14 protein-coding genes are annotated in these 19,751 nt (G+C 64.4%); 4 read left to right on the top strand and 10 right to left on the bottom strand.

The annotated features are described in order from the left end of the window. Window positions 1-47: 47 nt before the first annotated feature. A complete protein-coding gene (locus tag B0G75_RS18565; protein ID WP_106308462.1) occupies window positions 48-335 on the bottom strand; it encodes a hypothetical protein in 288 nt (95 codons plus the stop codon). A 1,341-nt stretch (window positions 336-1,676) separates the two neighbouring features. Between B0G75_RS18565 and B0G75_RS18560 the strand changes: the two genes are divergently transcribed. The 4 genes from B0G75_RS18560 to B0G75_RS18545 all read left to right on the top strand — a co-directional run bounded on the left by B0G75_RS18560 (window position 1,677) and on the right by B0G75_RS18545 (window position 8,601). Beyond that, window positions 1,677-3,113: a sigma-54 dependent transcriptional regulator gene (locus B0G75_RS18560; protein ID WP_106308459.1), complete on the top strand. Its 1,437-nt coding sequence runs from the start codon at window positions 1,677-1,679 to the stop codon at window positions 3,111-3,113. 223 nt (window positions 3,114-3,336) lie between these two features. Continuing rightward, window positions 3,337-5,088: an MFS transporter gene (locus tag B0G75_RS18555; protein ID WP_106308456.1), complete on the top strand. Its 1,752-nt coding sequence runs from the start codon at window positions 3,337-3,339 to the stop codon at window positions 5,086-5,088. A 140-nt stretch (window positions 5,089-5,228) separates the two neighbouring features. Continuing rightward, window positions 5,229-5,579, top strand: coding sequence for an NIPSNAP family protein (locus B0G75_RS18550; RefSeq protein ID WP_106308454.1), 351 nt, complete (start codon window positions 5,229-5,231; stop codon window positions 5,577-5,579). A 343-nt stretch (window positions 5,580-5,922) separates the two neighbouring features. Continuing rightward, window positions 5,923-8,601 carry a mechanosensitive ion channel family protein gene (locus B0G75_RS18545; protein WP_106308451.1) on the top strand — a complete coding sequence of 893 codons (2,679 nt, stop codon included), beginning with the start codon at window positions 5,923-5,925 and terminating at the stop codon, window positions 8,599-8,601. Here B0G75_RS18545 and B0G75_RS18540 read toward each other — a convergent pair. From B0G75_RS18540 to B0G75_RS18500, 9 genes are all read right to left on the bottom strand, one after another. Beyond that, entirely contained in the window at window positions 8,540-9,391 is an 852-nt protein-coding gene (locus B0G75_RS18540) for an alpha/beta fold hydrolase (protein ID WP_106308448.1), read from the bottom strand. The two genes, B0G75_RS18545 and B0G75_RS18540, sit on opposite strands and share 62 nt — an antisense overlap. Window positions 9,392-9,568: 177 nt before the next feature. Continuing rightward, window positions 9,569-11,833 (bottom strand): ATP-dependent DNA helicase, encoded by a 2,265-nt coding sequence (locus B0G75_RS18535; protein ID WP_106308444.1) that lies wholly within the window; start codon window positions 11,831-11,833, stop codon window positions 9,569-9,571. Next, the gene (locus tag B0G75_RS18530) at window positions 11,830-13,713 is read right to left on the bottom strand and encodes a VRR-NUC domain-containing protein (RefSeq protein WP_106308441.1); all 1,884 of its coding nucleotides are present in this window, start codon (window positions 13,711-13,713) and stop codon (window positions 11,830-11,832) included. The genes B0G75_RS18535 and B0G75_RS18530 overlap by 4 nt, the downstream gene beginning before the upstream one ends. Window positions 13,714-13,901: 188 nt before the next feature. Next, complete coding sequence (locus B0G75_RS18525; RefSeq protein ID WP_106308438.1) at window positions 13,902-14,489, bottom strand: LUD domain-containing protein; 588 nt, start codon at window positions 14,487-14,489, stop codon at window positions 13,902-13,904. Further along, window positions 14,476-15,870 (bottom strand): lactate utilization protein B, encoded by a 1,395-nt coding sequence (locus B0G75_RS18520; protein WP_106308435.1) that lies wholly within the window; start codon window positions 15,868-15,870, stop codon window positions 14,476-14,478. The genes B0G75_RS18525 and B0G75_RS18520 overlap by 14 nt, the downstream gene beginning before the upstream one ends. Continuing rightward, window positions 15,867-16,610, bottom strand: coding sequence for a (Fe-S)-binding protein (locus B0G75_RS18515; RefSeq protein WP_106308432.1), 744 nt, complete (start codon window positions 16,608-16,610; stop codon window positions 15,867-15,869). Before B0G75_RS18515 ends, B0G75_RS18520 begins: the two co-directional genes overlap by 4 nt. Before the next feature lie 237 nt (window positions 16,611-16,847). After that, window positions 16,848-18,167 carry a type II toxin-antitoxin system HipA family toxin gene (locus B0G75_RS18510; protein ID WP_106308429.1) on the bottom strand — a complete coding sequence of 440 codons (1,320 nt, stop codon included), beginning with the start codon at window positions 18,165-18,167 and terminating at the stop codon, window positions 16,848-16,850. Between the two features lie 3 nt (window positions 18,168-18,170). Further along, window positions 18,171-18,503, bottom strand: a complete 333-nt coding sequence (locus B0G75_RS18505) for a helix-turn-helix transcriptional regulator (protein WP_106308426.1) — start codon at window positions 18,501-18,503, stop codon at window positions 18,171-18,173. 369 nt (window positions 18,504-18,872) lie between these two features. Beyond that, window positions 18,873-19,619 carry a FadR/GntR family transcriptional regulator gene (locus tag B0G75_RS18500; protein ID WP_106308423.1) on the bottom strand — a complete coding sequence of 249 codons (747 nt, stop codon included), beginning with the start codon at window positions 19,617-19,619 and terminating at the stop codon, window positions 18,873-18,875. Between the last annotated feature and the right edge of the window lie 132 nt (window positions 19,620-19,751).

The raw sequence follows: 19,751 nt of genomic DNA, 5'->3' as shown, positions 1-19,751 counted from the left end.
ACGCCGTTCGGTTGGCGAGGTCACCTCGATAGCGGTCAAGGCTCTTTTTATTCGTCGGCATCGGACGGATAAACGTCCGCACCGCGTTCGTAGTTTCGTTCCTGCGACACCGGCATTTCATACACCGAATCGCGCAGCGCCTCGCGCTGGATTTCCGCTTGCGCCCGCCGCTTGATCGCCTCGGCGATCACCAGCGTCGTCAGATCGACCGGCGGCGCGGCGAACAAGGCACGCGGCGCGGCGACATGCCGTTGATACGAGACGTTCACTGAGTGAGTCGTGCTTTGACGATCCGACCATGCTGTGCCGGCCGGTTTGGTGATCTGTCTGGTCATGACAACCCCCGAAAAGATGTGTTTCTTTTACTGCCCTGTCCAGGTGAGCCGTGTCCGCAACTTCGCGGACACGGCGCCCGGTCCACCTCGTAACCCCGCCTCTCTATGGAGACTCCGGCCTTTCCTCCCCGCTTCATCGCGCCCGGTCGGACCTCGACCGCGCGCTGCCCCGTCGCTGTTCTTTCGCTGTTTTCTTATTGTTGTGCGTACCGTTCGCTCGCCAACTCCGCTAGCGCGGTACGTGTTGTTTTGCCATCCCCTTCACATCCGCCCATACAGACGGAAAAAGTGGCGAGGTCGACCTTTACATCGTCCGGTCGAAATGACCGGTACGTTGTACCGATCATTTCGCCGTTCTTTTATGACATCTGTTTTCAGTGGCCCCGCCGCACCCTCGCAGAACGCATTGGCTTCCCCGGCCGCGCCTACGAAGTCTCTTGCCGCCGGTCTCTTCTTATTCTGGCTTCCCTGACCCAGGACCGGGCGGCACCCGCTTTCGCTGTGCAGAGCATATTGCAACGGCTATGCCATGCACCCTCAAACCCTTATGGCACCACGATCGTCGCGATGGCGCACTAGGTTGGGGCCTCCTTCGCAGCTCGCGTTGATTCGAATTCGACACGTATTCGCGCACTGGGCGATGCGCGGCGGCAAGGTATTCGCGGCCGTCTGCACACCGGGCAGCCCGCACGTTCCATGCGTGGCCGGGCGTTGCGTCGCATCCCAGGCAGATATGTCGACGCTTCGGCACCCTACCTGGTGGCGTCCGTACGTATGCCCAATGTGTCGCACGCGTGAGACAAGGTGAGTCACGACCTACAGTTCCTTTTGACATTTGCCGTAAAACGAATTGAGGTGCTATGTGGGATGCCTCGCATAGCAGGACTTGACCGTACATTTTTGAACCGCAAGGACATAGGCGTAACGTGAAAAACGTTTCTGAATCCCGACTTGTTTGTATGGCGCTCGAAAGCGGTTTCGCTTATCGTTAAGCCCATGCGCCAATAAGAGCGCCTGTATCAGGCCAACGAGGTTGAAAACGGTTTGAGTGATTCGGGGAAAAGATCGCGTGACGGTTACAACGGTGAACACCATTTCCGCCATTCGTCCGATATGTAGCACCTCGCGGTTTGCGCCGCCTGCTCCATGCCCCCGAGATTGCCGCTACCGTGAATCGTGACCGCCGGGCTCGGAGGAGCAGAACCCCAAAGCGGTGGATCAATCCATGTCCGGACCCGCGCAAGCGGACCGGCTGGCTCCGTTGGCCGGAAGCCGGCATCTTGCCGGTCTGTCGCGTACGTCGCAGAACAGTCCTGAGAGCTGCATCAAACCGGGGGTAACATGAATACGACTTGCACGCCTGTCGACACGGAACGTACCGTTCTATATGTGTCGAATTCGCCGGATCAGAAACTCGCCGCTTTTCTGGCGGCTTCTGGCTGGCAAGCGGTGCATGCCAAAAGCACGGCCGTGGCCGAGCGTATGCTCGAGCGCGGCAACATCAAGGTCGGCCTGGTCGAGCTGCCTGGCGACTGCACATCCCAACATCTTTCCGCGCTGGCGTCCTGCATGCGGCGCGTCGAAACCAACTGGGTCGCCCAGATCGCGCCGGGTCAGGCGGAAAACGAACTGGTCAGCCGCTTCATCCTCGACTACTGCTTCGACTTCGTGACCCGGCCGTGGCTCAATGAGCGGCTCGTATTCGCCCTCGGCCATGCGCATGGTCTGTCGAGCCTGCGGCATGTGGAAGTCGCGCCGGAGCCTTCGGCCGGCCGGCACGGCATGGTCGGGCAATGCGAGGCAATGCAGCAGTTGTACCGGCGCATCGACAAATGCGGCGTGACCGACGCGCCGGTATTCGTCGCGGGGGAATCCGGCACGGGTAAGGAACTGACCGCCAAGGCAATTCACGAACGCTCGCCACGCGCCGGCCGCCCCTTCGTCGCGATCAACTGCGCGGCCATTCCGCCGAGCCTGCTGCAAGCCGAACTGTTCGGCCATGAACGCGGCGCGTTTACCGGCGCGCTCCAGCGCAAGATCGGCCGGATCGAGAGCGCGCACGAAGGCACGCTCTTTCTCGATGAAATCGGCGATATGCCGCATGAATGCCAGGCGGTCCTGTTGCGCTTCCTGCAGGAAGGCACGATCGAACGGCTGGGCGGCAACGGTCCGATCAACGTCGATGTGCGGGTGATTTCAGCGACCCACGTCGATCTGGACAAGGCGGTCGAAGACGGGCGCTTCCGCTCCGACCTGTATCACCGCCTATGCGTATTGCGTCTGGTCGAGCCGCCGTTGCGCGAGCGCGGCGGCGACATCAAGCTGCTCGCCAACTATGCACTGAGCATGTACAAACAGGACGGCGCGCGCAAACTGCGCGGCCTGTCGAGCGACGCGATCGTTGCCATGTCGAACTATCCGTGGCCGGGCAACGTGCGCGAGTTGATCAATTGCGTGCGCCGCGCCGTCGTAATGAGCGAGGGGCGCTTTATCACGGCCAGCGATCTGGGCCTGCCGGAAGCCGACAACGGGCCGGCCGTGACGCTGGCGGAAATCCGCAGCAAAGCCGAGAAAGACGCGATCGAACACGCTCTGCAGCGGCATGGCTACAAGTTGTCCGAAGCGGCGGCCGAACTCGGCATTTCGCGGGCCACGCTGTATCGGCTGATGCACGCCAATCGGCTGCATCAGGAGCCGGCGGCCGGGCGCGCTTCCAGCACGGCCGGCGGCGCGGATGCCGATGGCGAGGCGGAGCGGCGGGCGCCTTCGCTGGTGTGAGCGGGTAAGTTCGGCGTCGCTCATTGCTTCGCCTGATTCTGCTGGCTCCGGCTTGGACCTCGCCGGCCGGAAGATCGCGGGCTGCGCACGCCGCCACTGGGCGCGCACCATGGCGTGCAATGACGTCGATGCGTCAGCAGCGCTGCCGTCATCCCTCGCGCCTTTCGCCGACGCCTCGGCATTGCTATGCTAAAGGCCGTTCATCCATCCTCCGGGAGCGGACTTGGCCGACCCGCACGCACCGGCGCTCGAGCGCCGTTCCTCGTCCGTCCTGCCCGCTCAGGCCAGCCCGTGCGATGCGCTCGTCATCCGCGCGCAGCCTCCCAGTTTCGTCCACCCATGCCGGCGCAAAAGACTCGCGCTGGCCGCGACCATCCTCGGTTCGAGCATGGCCTTCATCGACGGCTCCGTGGTCAACGTCGCCTTGCCGTCCATCCAGAGCGAACTGGGCGCGAGCGTGGCGGCGATCCAGTGGGTCGTCGACGCCTATCTGCTGTTTCTCGGCGCGCTGGTGCTGGTGGGCGGCTCGCTCGGCGATAAGCTCGGCCGGCGCACGGTGTTCATCGCGGGAATCGGGCTGTTCACGCTGGCCTCGATCGGCTGCGGCCTCGCGCCGGGCGCCGCCGCCCTGATCGCGGCGCGCGCCGTGCAAGGCGTGGGCGCGGCGCTGCTGGTGCCGAGCAGCCTCTCGATCATCGGCGCCGTGTTCGACGACAAGGAGCGCGGCCAGGCGATCGGCACCTGGGCCGGCGTCGGAGCGATCACCTCGGCGCTCGGGCCGGTTGCGGGCGGCTGGCTCGTCGATGCGTTTTCGTGGCGAGCCATCTTCTTCCTGAACGTGCCGATTGCGTGCGCGACGGTGGCGCTGGCGGTCATGGCCGTGCCGGATAGCCGGCAGGACGATGAGGGGAATTCGTCCACGCTTGCCGGCGGGACCACCGCACAGGCGGCGGCCGGCCTCGACTGGCCGGGCGCGGCCACGGCCACCGCCGGGCTCGCCGGCCTGACCTACGGCCTGACCCTTGCCTCGGCGCGCGGCTTCGGCGACCGCTGGGTGCTGGCGTCGATCCTCGGCGGCCTGCTGGTGCTGATCGCTTTCGTCGCGCTCGAAGCGAGAACCCGCAATCCGATGATGCCACTCGACGTGTTCCGTTCACGCGACTTCGTCGGCGCTAATCTCGTCACCCTGCTGCTCTACTTTGGCTTGGGCGGTGCGTTGTTCTTCCTGCCGTTCACGCTCATCCGTGCTTACGGTTACAGCGCGACTCAGGCGGGCGCGGCGTTGCTGCCGGTGCCGGTGACCATCGGCCTGCTGTCGCGCTTCACCGGCGGCCTGACGAGCCGCTACGGCGCGCGGGCCTTGCTGACGGTGGGGCCGGTAGTCGCCGCGGCCGGCTTCGCGATGCTCGCGCTGCCGTGGGTCCGCGGCGACTACTGGCGCGGCTTTCTGCCCGCGCTGACCGTGCTCGGGCTCGGCATGACCGTCACCGTCGCGCCGCTCACGACGACCGTGATGACCTCGGTGTCCGCCGCCCGCACGGGCGTCGCTTCGGGCATCAATAACGCGGTGGCGCGTGTGGCGAGCCTGCTGGCCATCGCGGTGTTGGGGATCGTGTTCGTGTGGTCGCACGACGCGGCACTTCATGCGCGGCTTGATGCGCTCCATGTGCCGCAGGCGGCGCGCGACGCGGCGAGTCTGGCGCAGATCGGAATGGATGCGGGCGCGGCGTCGCCGGCTACCGGGACCGGTGCGTCGAAAGGGAAAACGGGCGCGGCGGATCCGACCGCGGCGCACACCGAAACCGACGCGGCCCACACAAACGTGGATACGGCGCAAGCGCAGCCCGAAGTGGCACGGGCACAAGCCGACGCCCTCGGCGCGGCATTGCGCGCGGTGGCGCTGGTGTCGGCGTTATGCGCGCTGGCCGGTGCGGCGCTGGCGTTTTTGACGATCCGCTCGCAAAGGCCGCTTTAGATGCGCGGCGTCTGAATTACGCGTCGCGCACGGTCACCATCCATAGTTCAGACCGCGCTGAAACATCGCTGCCCCGCGCGCTCCATACTGCAGTCACGGTGCCTCACACCAAGACCTTCGACTAAACCGGGAGCTTGCACATGGCGATTACCTGCTTCATCCGCTACCAGATCGATCCGTTCCAGCGCGATGCCTTCGACGAATACGCCCGCAACTGGGGCCGCATTATTCCGCGCTGCGGCGGCCATCTGATCGGCTATTTCCTGCCGCACGAGGGGACCAACGACATCGCGTGGGGTTTGATCGCGTTCGACAGTCTCGCGGCCTATGAAGCATATCGGGCGAGACTGCGCGCCGATGCCGAGGCACGCGACAATTTCAAGCTGGCTCAAACGAAGCGCTTCATTCTGCGCGAGGAGCGCACCTTCACCGAAGTCGTGGAAGGCACCTTGGGTGTGCCGCCGATGCGCAGGGCAGCGGCGACGGAGTGATGGCGAGGCGGTGGGGGTAACGGCAACACGGGCATTGCACGGGCGGAGCGGGTGCGGGTGCGATTGCGGAGACGTGCAGTCCCGCACGCACTCGCGAAGGCGAAATGAGCGGGAATTCCGGCGCGTCGCGGCCGGCATGGGACAATGCGGTTCTTTTCCGACGGGCAGGTTTTTTGCTAGCGCAAGATGCCGCCGCACGGGGCTTGCCGGCTTTCCGGTACCTTGCGCCAAGGCCGCTCAAGGAACTTGTACGACCAAACGCGAGTCGGTTCATGGTCACGCCGCCGAACCGGTCCGTATGTATCGGCACAGCCTTCCGCATCTGTACCCCGCTTTACACCCTATGCGCAAACTATTCCCAATCTGGCTTTTCTTCCTCCTCGCTTTCATCGCCGCGCCGGTTTTCGCCGTCACCGCGCCGGCCGCGCCCGCATCGTCGGCTTCCGGCGTCGGCGTCACGCTGACGCCCGAGCAGGCCCGCCAGGCGCTCGCCGTCCTCAATGATCCCAAGCGCCGCGCGCAAGTCGCCGACACGCTGCAGGCCATCGCCGCCGCCGGCGCGCTGAGCGCGCCGCCCGCTTCCGCGCCCACGGCCGCCTCGGCGCCCGCCGCGGCAAGCGGCGCCGCCGCGCTCGTGCCGGCGGCGTTCAAATCCAACGGCCTCGCCTCGCAACTGGCCCGTCAGGGCGCGCACTGGGCCGTCCACCTCGGTACGTCGTTGCGCAGTTCGGTCGCCGCGCTGCTCGACGTCGCATCGGTCCGCGCCTGGTGGAACTGGCAGTCGACCAACCCACAAGCGCGCACTGTGCTGGGCCACGTCGCCTGGTCGCTGCTGGCCGCGCTGATCCCCGCGCTCGTGCTCGAATGGCTCGCGCGCCGCCTGCTGCGCCGCGCCTACCGGGCGCTGGCTGCGCGCCGCGAACTGGAAGACGAAGACGACGCCGCGCGCGCCGACCTGCCCGTCGACGTCGCGCCCCAACCCGCCGACGCGCCGAACGCCGCGCCGCCCTTGCCGGCTTCGCCCGCTTCTCCGGCTTCGCCGGTAAGCGCGGCGCAGGCACAGGCCGAGGCCGTGCCGTCGGGCACCTCGGCCGCTACGAAGGCCAAAGGCAAGGTCACCGAAGCCAAAGGCAAGCAGAACGCCAAACATCACTGGACGCTCCTGCGCCGCCTGCCGCGCGCGCTCCTGACGATGGTGCTGCGGCTATTGCCGCTGGTGGTGTTCGTCGGCGCGGCGAGCGCGCTGATGTCGATCTTCACCGACGACGGCACGCCGCAAGACCGCGCGCTCGATTCGCTGGTCGATATCTACGTGCTGTGCCGGGTGATCGTGATCGTCAGCGGTTTCTTCCTGCAGCCGGCCGCGCCGCGTTTGCGCCTGCTGCGCATGAGCGATGCGTGGGCCGCCTTCATGCAGCGCTGGGTCGTGCGGATCGTCAGCGTGGTGGGCGCGGGTTCCGCGCTCGCGGAGATCGCGCAGTCGCTCGGCCTGAACGACGCGGCGCATCTCGCCTTGATGAAAGTGGTCGCGCTCGCCGGCCACGTCCTGATTTCGATTCTGCTGCTGCAATGCGCGAACCCGGTCGGCGAACTGATCCGCAAGCGCGTCGCCGAGCGTAAATCGCTGGAGATCCTCGGCAATGTCTTCGCCGAGGTCTGGGCGTGGGCCGCGGTATTCGTCGTGATGGCGCTGTGGTTCGTCTGGGCGCTCGACGTGCAGAACGGCTATCACACGCTGCTGCACCTCGGCGGCATTTCGCTGGCGGTGCTGGTGGGCGCGCGGGTCGTGTCGATCGTGGTGTTCGGGGCGCTGGCCCGGCTCTTCAATGTGCAGGACGACGCGACGAAGTCGCTCGTGCATCAGCACGCGTACCGCTATTACCCGCTGCTGCGCCGTGCAGTGGCGTGGATCATCGGCGTCGTGACCGCGCTCGCGCTGTTGCAGGTGTGGGGCGTGCATGTGGTCGACCTGTTCCGTACGGGCACGATCGGGCACCGGCTCGCATCGGCGATCATCACGATCGGCGTAGCCGCCGTGATCGCGCTGCTGGTGTGGGAAGGCGTCAATGTCTCCGTCGAACAGCGGCTGGACCGCTGGACCGCCAGCGGCGACCTCGTGCGCGCCGCGCGCTTGCGCACCCTGTTGCCGATGCTGCGCAGCGCGCTCTTCTGCGCGATCGCGCTGGTGGTGGTGCTGACTGGTTTGAGCGAACTCGGCGTGAACATCGGGCCGCTGCTCGCGGGCGCGAGTATCTTCGGCGTGGCGCTCGGTTTCGGCTCGCAAAAACTGGTGCAGGATTTCATCACCGGCATTTTCCTGTTGATGGAAAACGCAATGCAGGTCGGCGACTGGGTCACGCTCGCGGGCGTGTCCGGCACCGTCGAATATCTGTCGATCCGCACCGTGCGGCTGCGCGGCGGCGACGGCTCGCTCTACACCGTGCCGTTCAGTTCGGTGTCGACGGTGAACAACACGAATCGCGGCATCGGCAATGCGGCGGTGAAGGTCAACATCGTGTTCGGCCAGGATGTCGATCTCGCCATCGACACCTTGAAGGAAATCGGCGCCGCCTTGCGCGAGGACGACAAGTTCAAGGACGGCATTCTGTCGGACTTCAGTTTCTGGGGTGTCGATGCGCTCGACGGCTCCGCCATCACGCTGGCCGGGCAGATTCAGTGCCGCGACAGCGCGCGCTGGGGCGTGCAGCGCGAATTCAACCGCCGCATCCTGTTCCAGTTCCAGGAGCGCGGCATCGAGATCGCGAACCCGCAGCGCAATCTGTTGACGTGGGATCCGGAAAGCGCGCCGGCCAGGATCGAAGCGGATGACGCGCACAAAGACGCACCCGGCTCACGTGACGCAGCGCGGGACGATCGGCCCGCCGCCGCGCCGTCCGCCGATGGCGCCGGTGCTCCCGCCCAGGCCGACGCGCCGGTGGAAGACCAGTTGCCCGTCGATCCTAAGCCGGCTGGCGGCCCAGGAACGCCAGCAAATCCTGGTTCAACCTCTCCGCATGAGTGAAGTAAAAGCCGTGACCGGCGCCTTCGTAGACATGCAGTGACGCGCCGGGTATCAGCGCGGCGGTGGGCCGCCCGGTCAGTTCGAGCGGCGCCGACGCATCGCGGTCGCCATGCAGGACCAGCGACGGCACCTCGATCCGCGCCAGTTCCGCGCGAAAATCGGTGATGGTCTGCACGCGGGCCAGTTCGAGCATCGCCTGATGCGAGGTTTGCAGCATCATGCGGATCGTCCAGTCCATCGGCGCGCGCGACACGCCGGGCCCGAAATACGGCGCCGCGTTCGCTTCGATCCAGTCGGGAAACGAGCGGCTCAGCGCGAGGCGGCCTTGCTCGAACAAGGCGGCGTCGATGCCGTTCGGGTTGTCCTCCGTCTTCAGCAGATACGGTGTGGCGGCGGGCGCGACGAACGCGACCCGGGCGACGCGCGCCGAACCGTAACGCGTCAGGTAACGCACCGCTTCACCGCTCGCAATCGAATGCGCGACCAGCGTGACGCCGCTCAGATCGAGCGCGCTCAACACGCTTTCCAGATCGTCGGCCAGCGTGTCGAAGTCGTAGCCGCGGCCCGGGTCGCTCGAACGGCCATGCCCGCGCCGGTCGTACGCGATGCAGCGGCAGTCGAGGCGCGACAGCGGTTCCATCTGGTAGGCCCACATGTCGGAATTGAGCGTCCAGCCTGAGAGGAACACGAGCGGCGTGCCCTGCCCCCAGTCGCGGTAGAAAAGGCGCGTGTTGTCGGCGGTGCGGATGGTGTTCGGTTCGTCGGCGAGATAGGGGGCGGTTGCGTTCATGGAAGTCTCCTTTGTCGGCCAGAGTCGGCGCTTTAGCGCTGACTCTGGTCCCATGCAACATCGTTGCGGCCTCAAGTGGGAATCGTGATGCCGTGCCACCACTGTGCCGGGCGGCAGTAGGCACGTCGATTACCCGGGAGGTAAAGAGGCGCACTGACGAAGCCCCGTGCTCCCCCGCTATTGCACGTCCCACCAGCGCGGCAGCAAGCGCCGCACTTCCGGCCGCCGATAACGGTCGTCGATCAGATGCACCACGCCCTGGTCCTGCTCCGTGCGAATCACGCGCCCGGCCGCCTGCACCACCTTCTGCAAGCCTGGGTACAGATACATGTAGTCGTAGCCGTTGCCGAACCTCGTCTCCATCGTGCGACGCATCTGTTCGTTGATCTCGTTCATCTGCGGCAAACCGAGCGTGGCGATAAACGCGCCGATCAATTGCTGGCCGACCAGATCGACGCCTTCCGAAAACGCGCCGCCGAGCACCGCGAAGCCCACGCCCTGGTCCATGGTGCGAAAGCGCGCGAGAAAAGCGTCGCGCGCCGTTTCGTCCATGCCGGGTTCCTGCGCCCAGACCGGCAACTCCGGATGCCGCTCGCGCATCAGCGCGACCACGCGCTGCAGATACTCGAAGCTGCTCAGAAAGCCCAGATAGTTGCCCGGCTGCGCCGCGTATTGCTTCGCGATCAGATCGACGATCGGCATGAGGGAACGCTCGCGGTCGCGCCAACGCGTCGATACGTTGCCGGCCACGCGCACCTGCAACTGCTCGGCGCGAAAGGGCCCTTCCACGTCGAGCCATTGGGTCTTTTCGGGCAGGCCCAGCGTGTCGCGATAGAAATGATGCGGGTTGAGCGTGCCGGAGAACATCACCGTGGTGCGCGCGGCCGCGTAGCGAGGCGCGAGAAACGGCGCGGGAATCACGTTGCGAACGCACAGCGTGGCATTCGTTTTGTCGCGCGGCGCGTAACGGTCTGTGGCGAGCGTGATATCGAAGATCGAATGCTCGCCGAACTGCTCGGCCAGCGCGACGAAATGCATCGCGTCGAAGAAAAAACGCAGCGACGCTTCGTCGATGGTCAGCGGTGCTTCCGCCAGTTGATCGGTGACGGCGCCGATCAGATTCTGCGCGGCCGAGAGCAGTTTACGGGGGACCTCGGCATAAACCTGATAGGTCGCGGTCTGCGCGCGCTTGACGGCGCTCCACTCGCGTTGCAGCCGCTCGAGCGGCTTGCGCAAGGTGGCCGGCGCCGTCTTGCGCGCGAGCCGGAACGCGGCCTGATCGAGCGACGCGCTGTACATGCGCCGCGCGCGGTCGAGCAGATTGTGCGCCTCGTCCACCAGCACGCCGACGCGCCACTGGTTGATCTGCGTAAGCGCGTACAGCATCGCGCTGCTGTCGTAGTAGTAGTTGTAATCGCCGACCACCACGTCGGCCCAACGCGCCAGTTCCTGTGCGAGATAGTATGGACAGACCTCGTTGGCGAGCGCCGCTTCGCGCACCGCCGCGCGGTCGAGGCGCGGACCGGCCAGCGCCGCGCTGCGGGCCGCGTCGAGCCGGTCGTAGAAGCCGCGCGCAAGCGGACAGGATTCGCCGTTGCAGGCTTTGTCGGGATGCTCGCAGGCTTTGTCGCGCGCGACCAGTTCGAGGGTTCTTAACGGCAGACGCGTGGCGCCTTGATGGAGTGTTTCGATCGCGTCCAATGCCAGCGCGCGGCCCGGCGTCTTGGCGGTCAGAAAGAATATCCGCTCGATCTGGTCCGCAGCGCACGCCTTGAGCAAGGGGAAAATCGTCGCGAGCGTTTTGCCGATGCCGGTCGGCGCCTGCGCCATCAAAGGCTTGCCGTCGCGCGCCGCGCGATACACCGACACCGCCAGCTCGCGCTGCCCACTGCGAAACTGCCCGTGCGGAAACTGCAGCGCGCCGAGCGCCGCGTTGCGCTCGGCCCGATGCGCTTCTTCCTGCACCGCCCAATCGAGAAAGCATTCGCATTGCTCGACGAAGAAAATTTCCAGGTCGCGCGCGGTGTGCGTTTGCGTCAGCAGTACCTCTTTCTGCGTGCCGATATCGAAGTACACCAGCGCTACGGTCAGCTCCGTTAGCTCCCGCGTCCGGCACAGCAGATGACCGTAGACGAGCGCCTGCGCCCAGTGCAGCGTGCGATGATTGGCCGGCATGCGTTCGAGATCGCCGCGATGCGTCTTGACCTCTTTCACGCGGTTCGCGACGGGATCGTAGCCGTCGGCGCGCCCGCGCACGGTCAGATTGCGGTGCGTGCCGGTCAGCGTGATCTCGGTTTCATAGCCGCTCGCGCGCCGGCCGGCGACGGTCACGTGGCCCGCCATGCCTTCGAGCGAGGTCGGTGCAGGCGTGAAGCGCAGATCCAGATCGCCACGCCTCGCGGTGAACTCGCACATCGCTCGCACAGCGACCACGTAGGTCATGCGCGGGCCTCGGTGGTTGGGGTGATGGTGTTTGTGGCGGGCTTGGTGGCGACCTCGATAGTGGCGTTGGTGGAGGCCTCGGCAGCGACCTCGACAGTAAAGTTGACGGCGGCCTCAGGGACGGCCTCGGTGGCGGCCTGGGCGGCAGCTTCCGCCGCGCCACCTTCCGCGACTACCGCTTCATCGGCCCAGCGCACATCGAGCACGCGCACCGGCATGCCGTGCTGCGCGCAATACGCGAGCCAGCGAATCTGGTTGTCCTGCAAGCGGTCGCCCGGGCCCTTCACTTCGATCAACTCATAGCGGCGTTCGGCCGGCCAGAAGCGGATCAGGTCCGGCAAACCGGAGCGATTGCCGCGGACGTCACGCAGCAAGCGTTCGAACCACAGCTTCAGATGCGCGGCCGGCAGACAGTCGAGCGCCAACGCAACCAGCTCCGGCGTGAGCAGCCCCCAGAACACGAACGGCGATTGCAGCCCTGCCTTGCCATGCAGATGCCGCACGATCGTCTCGCGATAGACACCGCTATCGAGTTGTTCGAGACACGCGGCGAACTGCTCAGCGCGGCGCGCATGAAAGTCCGGCGCGTGCAGATCGGCGGGACCGCGCTGGAACGGATGAAAAAACGCGCCGGGCAACGCCGCGAAAACCGGCTCCCAACACAATAGCCCGAACAACGAGTTGATCAGCGCGTTCTCGACGTAGTGCACCGGCGCGCTCTCGCATGTCAAATGATCGCGGGCCACGTATTCGACCGGCGTCGGCGTTTCGGGTCGCGGCAACACGAGCGTGCTGCGCTCGACCGGGCGAGCGGCAGGCACGCGCGCGACCGGTTCGCCGCGCTTGCGCTGCAAACGCGGCAGCATACGCGCGACGCGTTGCGCCTCTTCTTCGCTCTCCGGTGCGGCGGCGGCTTGCGAGGCCAGCGCGAAAGCATCGCCGAAACGCTCGCTGCGTTCCAGCACCCGCATGCGCCGATGACGCGCGCCGGGCCACGCGCAACGCTCATAAACGGCGAGCGCGGCCACCCAGTTCTGCCGACGCTCGCACAGGTAGCCGATGCGGAACAACAGTTTCGCGCGCCGCGTTTCGAGCCAGGGGTTGGCAGTTTCAATGGCGACGACAGTGGCGACGATCTCTTCGACCGCGACGGCTTCCGTCTCGTCACCGGGCAAGCATTCGAGCGCTTCACGGCATGCGTGCAGCGCGAGATAGACGTCGACGTCCGCGCGCTGCTGAAACGCGCGCGACGAAGGCGCGAACGCCACGTTCTCGTACTGGAATACACCGAGATCGGCGAGCACGAACTCCGACCATTCCTGCTGCAAGTTGCCGAAGAACATCAACCGCAAGCGTTCGCAAAGCGGCGCGATCGCCACGTGAAAAACGCGGTCCTCCGTTCGGCTATGCCATGCCGAAAGCGGACGCGCCGTGGCGTCTTGCTCGTCGATTTCGCTTGCATAAAACGGGCGCAATGTTTCCAGCAGATCCGGCTTGCGCAGGTTCCGCGCGCCCGGAATCATCGCGATGGCATCCGCGAATATCTCCATCAACCCGGGACGCGTGGTAACCGCGAACAGTTCGTCGAGCGTGAGCCTCGGTTCGGTGTCGACCCAGCCGAGGGCCGCGATCGGCGCGGCCGCCTGTAACGGGCAGCCGATCTCGTGGTAAGACAGGCGGCTTGCGCGGAACAGCGTGCCTTTGCGCATCAGCATGCGAACCAGCAGCGCACGCGATGACTGAGGCAACGCGGCGAACTCGCGCAGAAACGCTTGCTCGCGTGCGTCGAACAGATCGTCGTAACGCTGCGCGAGCCACGCGAGGGCGCACTCGAAGTTCAGCAGATAGTAGAGAGCGTAGGGAGAAGCAGTTGTTGCCACGGCACTTTCATGAAACCTGTATGTTTATACAGTGATGATAGCAAAATCCGTGGCGAGCCCGACCACCGCGTTTTCGACGAACCCCATGCGCACGTGACCCAAGACGCCCGCCGCGATCGGCAGAGTGGCAGGCTTATCGGACGGAATGCCGCAGTGTGCGATTCGATCATGCCGCCGCTACCGCATTTTCATTGCGCCGCCAGCCACACCACCGTCAACGAACGCACGCCTTGCGCGCCGCGAATCAGCACGCCCTCGATATCCGCCGTCGCCGACGGTCCGGTGACGAGCGCCGCGTAACGCGCATCGCGGAAATCGTCACGCCGGTACACGTCCTGCAAACCGTCGATCAATTGCGCCGGATCGAGCAGCACGACCAGATGCTGCACGATGTAGCCCAGCGCGTTAACCACGTACTCCCGTTCGCTGAACCACACCGAGCCGGTTTCGGCGACGCCGAAGCGCGCCCGCACCACGCCGACGTCGATATCCTGCAACGAAGCGGGTTCCGTATCGGCGGTGAGCGCGCGCGTGCCCGGCACCTCAGTGGCCGCCGAGGCCACTGAGGCCTCAGCGCCGAAGCGTTCGCGAATTAGCCCGCTCACGTCGGTCGCGGACGTGGCTTCGACGCAGGTGCCGCCCATCGCCTGCAAGGCCGCCGTGAAGCGCGCGCGCAGATCGCCGCCCGCCGCGTCGAAAAGTGGCACCTCGGGCCGTGGCCGCGACGGCGGCTGTGCTTGGCGAACCCTGTCCAGAAAAGCCTCACGCGTTGCCATTGCCGTCTCCACGATTCTTTTTGTACCAGGCGTGGAAGGTCAGCTTCGGCGCCTCCGGCAACTCGCGTTGCTTGCCCCAGATATTGAGCGGGTTATACAGCACGAAATTCGGCAGCCGCCGCAGCGCGCTGCCCATCGACGACACCGTCGCGCGATACAACGTCGGGCTCGCCAGCAAACGCCCCGCCATCTTCAGCACTTCCTGCTTCACGAACGGCACTTCATGGCGCTCGGCGATCACCGTGCGCCACTTGTAGATCTGCTCGTGAATATTGATTTTCACCGGACACACGTTGGTGCAACTGCCATTGAGCGTCGACGCGAACGGCAGCGCGCTATAGCGCTTCAGATCGAAAGTCGGATTGATGATCGCGCCAATCGGTCCCGAGTATGTGCCGCCGTACGACAGCCCGCCGCTGCGCCGGTACACGGGACACGTATTCATGCACGCGCCGCAGCGAATGCATTTGAGCGAGTACCAGAAGTCCTCCATCGCGAGCCGCTCCGAGCGGCCGTGATCGACGAGGATGAAATGCATCTCCGTGCCCGGACGCGGCGCGCGGAAATGCGAGGTGTATTGCGTGATCGGCGAGCCGAGCGCGCTGCGCGACAACATGCGGATGAACACGCCGAGGTCCGACACTTTCGGAATGAGCTTCTCGATTCCAATCGACGCGATATGCAAAGGCGGCACATTCGCCGACAGATCCGCATTGCCTTCGTTCGTACACACCACGACCGTGCCGGTCTCCGCCACCGCGAAATTGCAGCCAGTCATGCCGGCGGTCTTCTCGCGCACGAAGTACGGCCGCGTGTTCATCCGCTGGCTTTCCGCGAGATAGTGGATGTCGCTGTTCTTCGGATCGGTGCCGATGGTGCGGCCGAACAGTTCGGCGACATCGGCACGCAGTTTGTGGACCGCCGGCACCACCATATGGCTCGGGTCCTGATGATCGAGTTGCTGGATGCGTTCGCCCAGGTCCGTTTCCATCACCGTGATGCCGCGCGGTTCGAGATACTCGCGCATCTTGCATTCGTCGGTGAGCATCGACTTGCTTTTGACGAGCGTGGTCATGCCGCGCTCCGACATGATCTGGTGCACGAGCGCGTTGTGCTCTTCGGCGGTAGCGGCCCAGTGAACCGTCACGCCGTTGGCCTCGGCGGCCGCCGCGAACTGTTCGAGATACTGCGAGAGGTTCGACAGCGTGTGTTCCTTGATACCCGACGCCAGTTCGCGCATCGTCTCCCATTCGGCGATGCCGTGCGCCTGCACGTCGCGCTTCTCACGCAAATCCCACAGACGTTTGTCATGAAACGCCACGTGCTCTGTCTTGCCGATGAAAGCGCCCGCGGCTTTCGCGTGATCGATCCGGTTGCTCATGCGCGTGCTCCGTTGAGGACCTGCGCGATATGAATGAAGCGCGCGTCGGCTTTCATGCGTTCCGCGCAGCCTTGCTGATGCATCAGACACGACATGTCGCCCGAGACGATGTATTCGGCGCCCGCGTTCAGATGATCGCGCACCTTGTCCTGCCCCATGCGTACCGACACTGGCTCTTCGGTGACGGAGAACGTGCCGCCGAAACCGCAGCATTCGTCGGGCCGCGCCGGCTTGACGAACTCGATGCCCTTCACGCCTTCGAGCAAGGTGCGCGGCTTCGAAAACGGCGTGCCCGCCACTTCCGAAATCGACGCTTCTTTCAGATGCCGCAACGCGCTGCAACTGTTATGCAAGCCCACGCGATGCGGAAACTCGGCCCAGGGAAATTCACGCGCGCCGACCACGTCGTGCAGAAACTCGACGAGTTCATAGGCGTTCGCGCGTACCTTCTTCACTTCGTCGGTTTGTTCGAGCGCGGTCAAATGCTCGCGCACGTGATGGATGCAGCTCGCCGACGGCCCGACGATGTAGTCGTAGCCCGCGAAGTTGCGCGCGAACACACGCTCGGTGCCGGCCGCCTCGGCATGCGCGCCGCTGTTGGCCATCGGCTGGCCGCAGCAGGTTTGCTCCTGCGGATAGTCGACCTGTATGCCGAAGCGTTCGAGCAATTCGAGCGTGGCGATCCCTACTTCGGGATAGAACGCGTCGATGAAACACGGGATGAACAGGGCGACTTTCATAGGCTCTTTGAAAGAAAAAGCAGCAGCCGGCGATTCACCTACTCTACTGCGGAATCGCGTTGCGGAACGATCGTGGCACGGCATGGGCGACGGCCACATGACAGAGTTTCAGCCGTTTCAGCCAGACTGGTCAGGTTGGTCTGACCAAGAATATAAGGGAAGTCGCGAAAGCATGTCAATGGCGCGCTGGCGAGAGATGACAGCTTGCGCTGCGGGAATCGGAAGCGCTACAGCCAGCTATCGAGACTTGTGACCAAACGGTCCGTTCGGGTCGATATAAGGGTTATCGGTTTTTCGCCTCACGTCCGAATGCGTTTTGGACAATCCCGCCTGTTCCCGCAAAGGCGCGGGCACGCCCTTTCCAGGCTTCGCATCTGGCTTGATGTCCTCGAGACCTCGCGCCCACGCCTCCAGCATTCGCTTGCCCACATTCCTGAACTCGGGATAACGCTCCGTGTATGCGCTGACCAGCGGAAGCACCTTCTGCACCGCGCTTACCACCTGTTCAAGCGCTGCGTTCATATCCGTTGGCGAGAGACTCAATCGCGCACCGCCGTATTCGAACAGGGCCTTACCGCAACACCACAGTTTTTTGCCTTTCAGCGACAACGCCGGTGCGTCATCCTGATAGCGAGGATAAGCGGTGACAGTCACGATGTCGTACACAGGAGAAAGGCGAGCGTCCCGCTCGTTCGTGTACGTCAACGCGTAGTTCTTCATGTGCGCGTCAGCGTTACGCAGCGCATAGTTCAGCAGCAACAGCAGGAACAGCTTGCGCTTGCTGTCTTTGCGATGATCCACCCCGAGATACTGATTACAGAGTTTCGCAAGGTCTTCGACGGTGCCCTGGTATTTGCGTACAGGATCAAAGCCCTTCAACGCGCAAAAATCCTCGACCCCGACGCGCGTGCCATCCGCTTCCAGATCGAAGCGCCGTATCGCGAGCACACGGCCGTCCTCCGAAAGGCGCGTTTCCGGAACATTCAGGTCCGTGTTCCTCGCGACCTCAAGGCAGAGGTATTCGTTGATGCTGAGCCCCGGCAGGTCAACCGGACCAGTCTTGAGGATGTACTCGTCCGTCCAGACGGTCGCCTTCTCCTCACCGGAAGCCAGTGTTTTGGGCATGACCCCCGAAACACCCTCGCTGATGCCTGCCTCAAGGTGTTTGAGCAGGTTATCTCTGGAGTCCGGGCTCGCGAGAAGCGTCGCCATATCGAACTTAGACCGCGCAATAGCAAGCGGCGCCCCGTGCGGGATTGCTCTTACCCGCCCGATGGTGTTTGCTCCCGTTAGTGCGAGAAGCCCCATATCGCTCACGTCCGCGTGAGGGCCGAGATGTTGACGAATGAGGTCCTTCTTGAAGCCTTCAGGCAGATTCATCTGAAACGAAGGCATGATGCCTCCGGGCCAGGTGTACGACCCGTTTCGTACCGGCATGAGAAGCGAGACGACGTCGGCCGTGGACGTACCGGGCAGATAGGTGAAGACGCCACTGTGCGCCTCTTCCGTCAGTGTCCCGACCAACGTGGTGTTGCAGTAGATGTCGAGTACGGCCATGACCTATTCGCGCTTTCCGGTAGTGCTGACACTGGCCTCGGAGCGCGGGGGCCGAACACGCCGCCGGGTTTCGTCGACGGGAACAGCAGGCGTTCGCTGTTCGGCGAGAACGTCGTCAAGCGTACGCCGATGGCCTATTGGACGAGCCAAAAGCTCGAGCCCCACCGCCTCGAAGAGACTCAGCAGCTTGACTGTGCCGAGTTCGGGAAGCAGTCCGGTCTCAAAACGGCTAATCCGCGCGCGAGTGATGCCGCTTTGCTCGGCAACCTGCTGCTGAGTCTTGTTTGCGGCAAGCCGGGCGAGGCGAAATGTTTCGCCAAGTTCGAAGAGGTCCATGTGCCACCTGCGATACGTTAAGGGCAATCAGGTCGATATTGTATCTCAAGAGATACGCTATTGACTCAAAATTATGTGTCGTATAAAGCACATTATCCGTATTTTGTCTATTAATGTGCCTTATACGACACATAAAGACGCCGCAGGACTACTCGAGCCATCGTGACGGCGGTGCGGGTTTCCTTGCGCACTGGCCGCAAGTGGCGGGAGCTAAGCGCGCGGTCTTTCAGCGAGGGGTCGGTCATGCATCAGGAGGGAGGGTCCAAGCGCTTCACTTCTCGCGTTGATGGACCACCACGCGGGACAAGGATGATTGAGGGCGGAAACTGAAAGCGCCCGATGCCGGTCGGCGCGCGGGCGCCCGCGCAATTACGAAACCGCGCTCGACGAAGGCTTCGCCGCATCTTCCTTGTACATCTCGCGCACGAAGGTCAGATGACGCTCGGCGGCCTTGCGCGCCTTTTGCGCGTCGCGCGCCATGACGGCGTCGTAGATGGCCTGATGCTGGCTCATCAGTTGCTTTTCCATCGCGTCGTCGTAATCGATCAGCCGATGATACTGGCGCATGCCCTCGCGAATCAGCGTATGGATGCCGTGCATCACATGCGCGAGCGCGATGTTGTGCGTGGAGTCCGCGATCGCGAGGTGAAACGCGGCATCCAGTTCCGCGAGGTTCACGCGATCTTGCGACTGCGAGCCGGCCTTCAACGCCTCGAACGCCACGCTGATGTTTTTCAGGTCGGCGGCCGTGGCGCGCTCGGCGGCATACACCGTGGAAATCGATTCGAGCCCCTGGCGCAATTCAAGAATATCGGCACTGGTGCGCGGATTCTGCAACAACAGCTCGGCGAGCGGCTTGGAGATGATCGGCGCCGTGACATCGACCACCGTAAAACCGCCCCGCCCCGATGTCTCGATGTAGCCGTCCGCTTCGAGCCGAATCAGCGCTTCCCGCAACGACGGCCGCGACACGCCGAGCTGCGTCGCCAGATCGCGTTCGGCCGGCAAGCGGTCGCCGGGCATCAGCGTGCCGTCCGAGATCAGTTGCTTGATCTGGTCGGACACCACGTCGGAGAGCCGTTTGCGCGTGAAGGACTGGATCGGGAGAAATGGCATGGGCAGCGGTCGGTGAAGCCGGTTGAGCGAGCGGTTTTCAGGCCGTGGGAGAGTGTCCAAACACGATGCGTTGCAACGTTGCAGTCACGCTTGAACGTTGCAGCGAATTATACCGTTCAACGGAACACGCCG

The sequence above is a fragment of the Paraburkholderia sp. BL18I3N2 genome, from assembly GCF_003001875.1.
Lineage (GTDB): Bacteria > Pseudomonadota > Gammaproteobacteria > Burkholderiales > Burkholderiaceae > Paraburkholderia > Paraburkholderia phytofirmans.
Note: the sequence above shows the minus strand (reverse complement) of the source record. Positions and strands in the feature narration are given on the sequence as shown.

Excerpts from the sequence above, each read along its gene's own strand:
- B0G75_RS18520 (WP_106308435.1), bottom strand. The coding sequence starts at position 15,870 with ATGAGCAACCGGATCGATCACGCGAAAGCCGCGGGCGCTTTCATCGGC.
- B0G75_RS18510 (WP_106308429.1), bottom strand. The coding sequence starts at position 18,167 with ATGGCCGTACTCGACATCTACTGCAACACCACGTTGGTCGGGACACTG.
- B0G75_RS18545 (WP_106308451.1), top strand. The coding sequence starts at position 5,923 with ATGCGCAAACTATTCCCAATCTGGCTTTTCTTCCTCCTCGCTTTCATC.
- B0G75_RS18565 (WP_106308462.1), bottom strand. The coding sequence starts at position 335 with ATGACCAGACAGATCACCAAACCGGCCGGCACAGCATGGTCGGATCGT.
- B0G75_RS18535 (WP_106308444.1), bottom strand. The coding sequence starts at position 11,833 with ATGACCTACGTGGTCGCTGTGCGAGCGATGTGCGAGTTCACCGCGAGG.
- B0G75_RS18525 (WP_106308438.1), bottom strand. The coding sequence starts at position 14,489 with ATGGCAACGCGTGAGGCTTTTCTGGACAGGGTTCGCCAAGCACAGCCG.
- B0G75_RS18500 (WP_106308423.1), bottom strand. The coding sequence starts at position 19,619 with ATGCCATTTCTCCCGATCCAGTCCTTCACGCGCAAACGGCTCTCCGAC.
- B0G75_RS18550 (WP_106308454.1), top strand. The coding sequence starts at position 5,229 with ATGGCGATTACCTGCTTCATCCGCTACCAGATCGATCCGTTCCAGCGC.
- B0G75_RS18515 (WP_106308432.1), bottom strand. The coding sequence starts at position 16,610 with ATGAAAGTCGCCCTGTTCATCCCGTGTTTCATCGACGCGTTCTATCCC.
- B0G75_RS18560 (WP_106308459.1), top strand. The coding sequence starts at position 1,677 with ATGAATACGACTTGCACGCCTGTCGACACGGAACGTACCGTTCTATAT.
- B0G75_RS18540 (WP_106308448.1), bottom strand. The coding sequence starts at position 9,391 with ATGAACGCAACCGCCCCCTATCTCGCCGACGAACCGAACACCATCCGC.
- B0G75_RS18505 (WP_106308426.1), bottom strand. The coding sequence starts at position 18,503 with ATGGACCTCTTCGAACTTGGCGAAACATTTCGCCTCGCCCGGCTTGCC.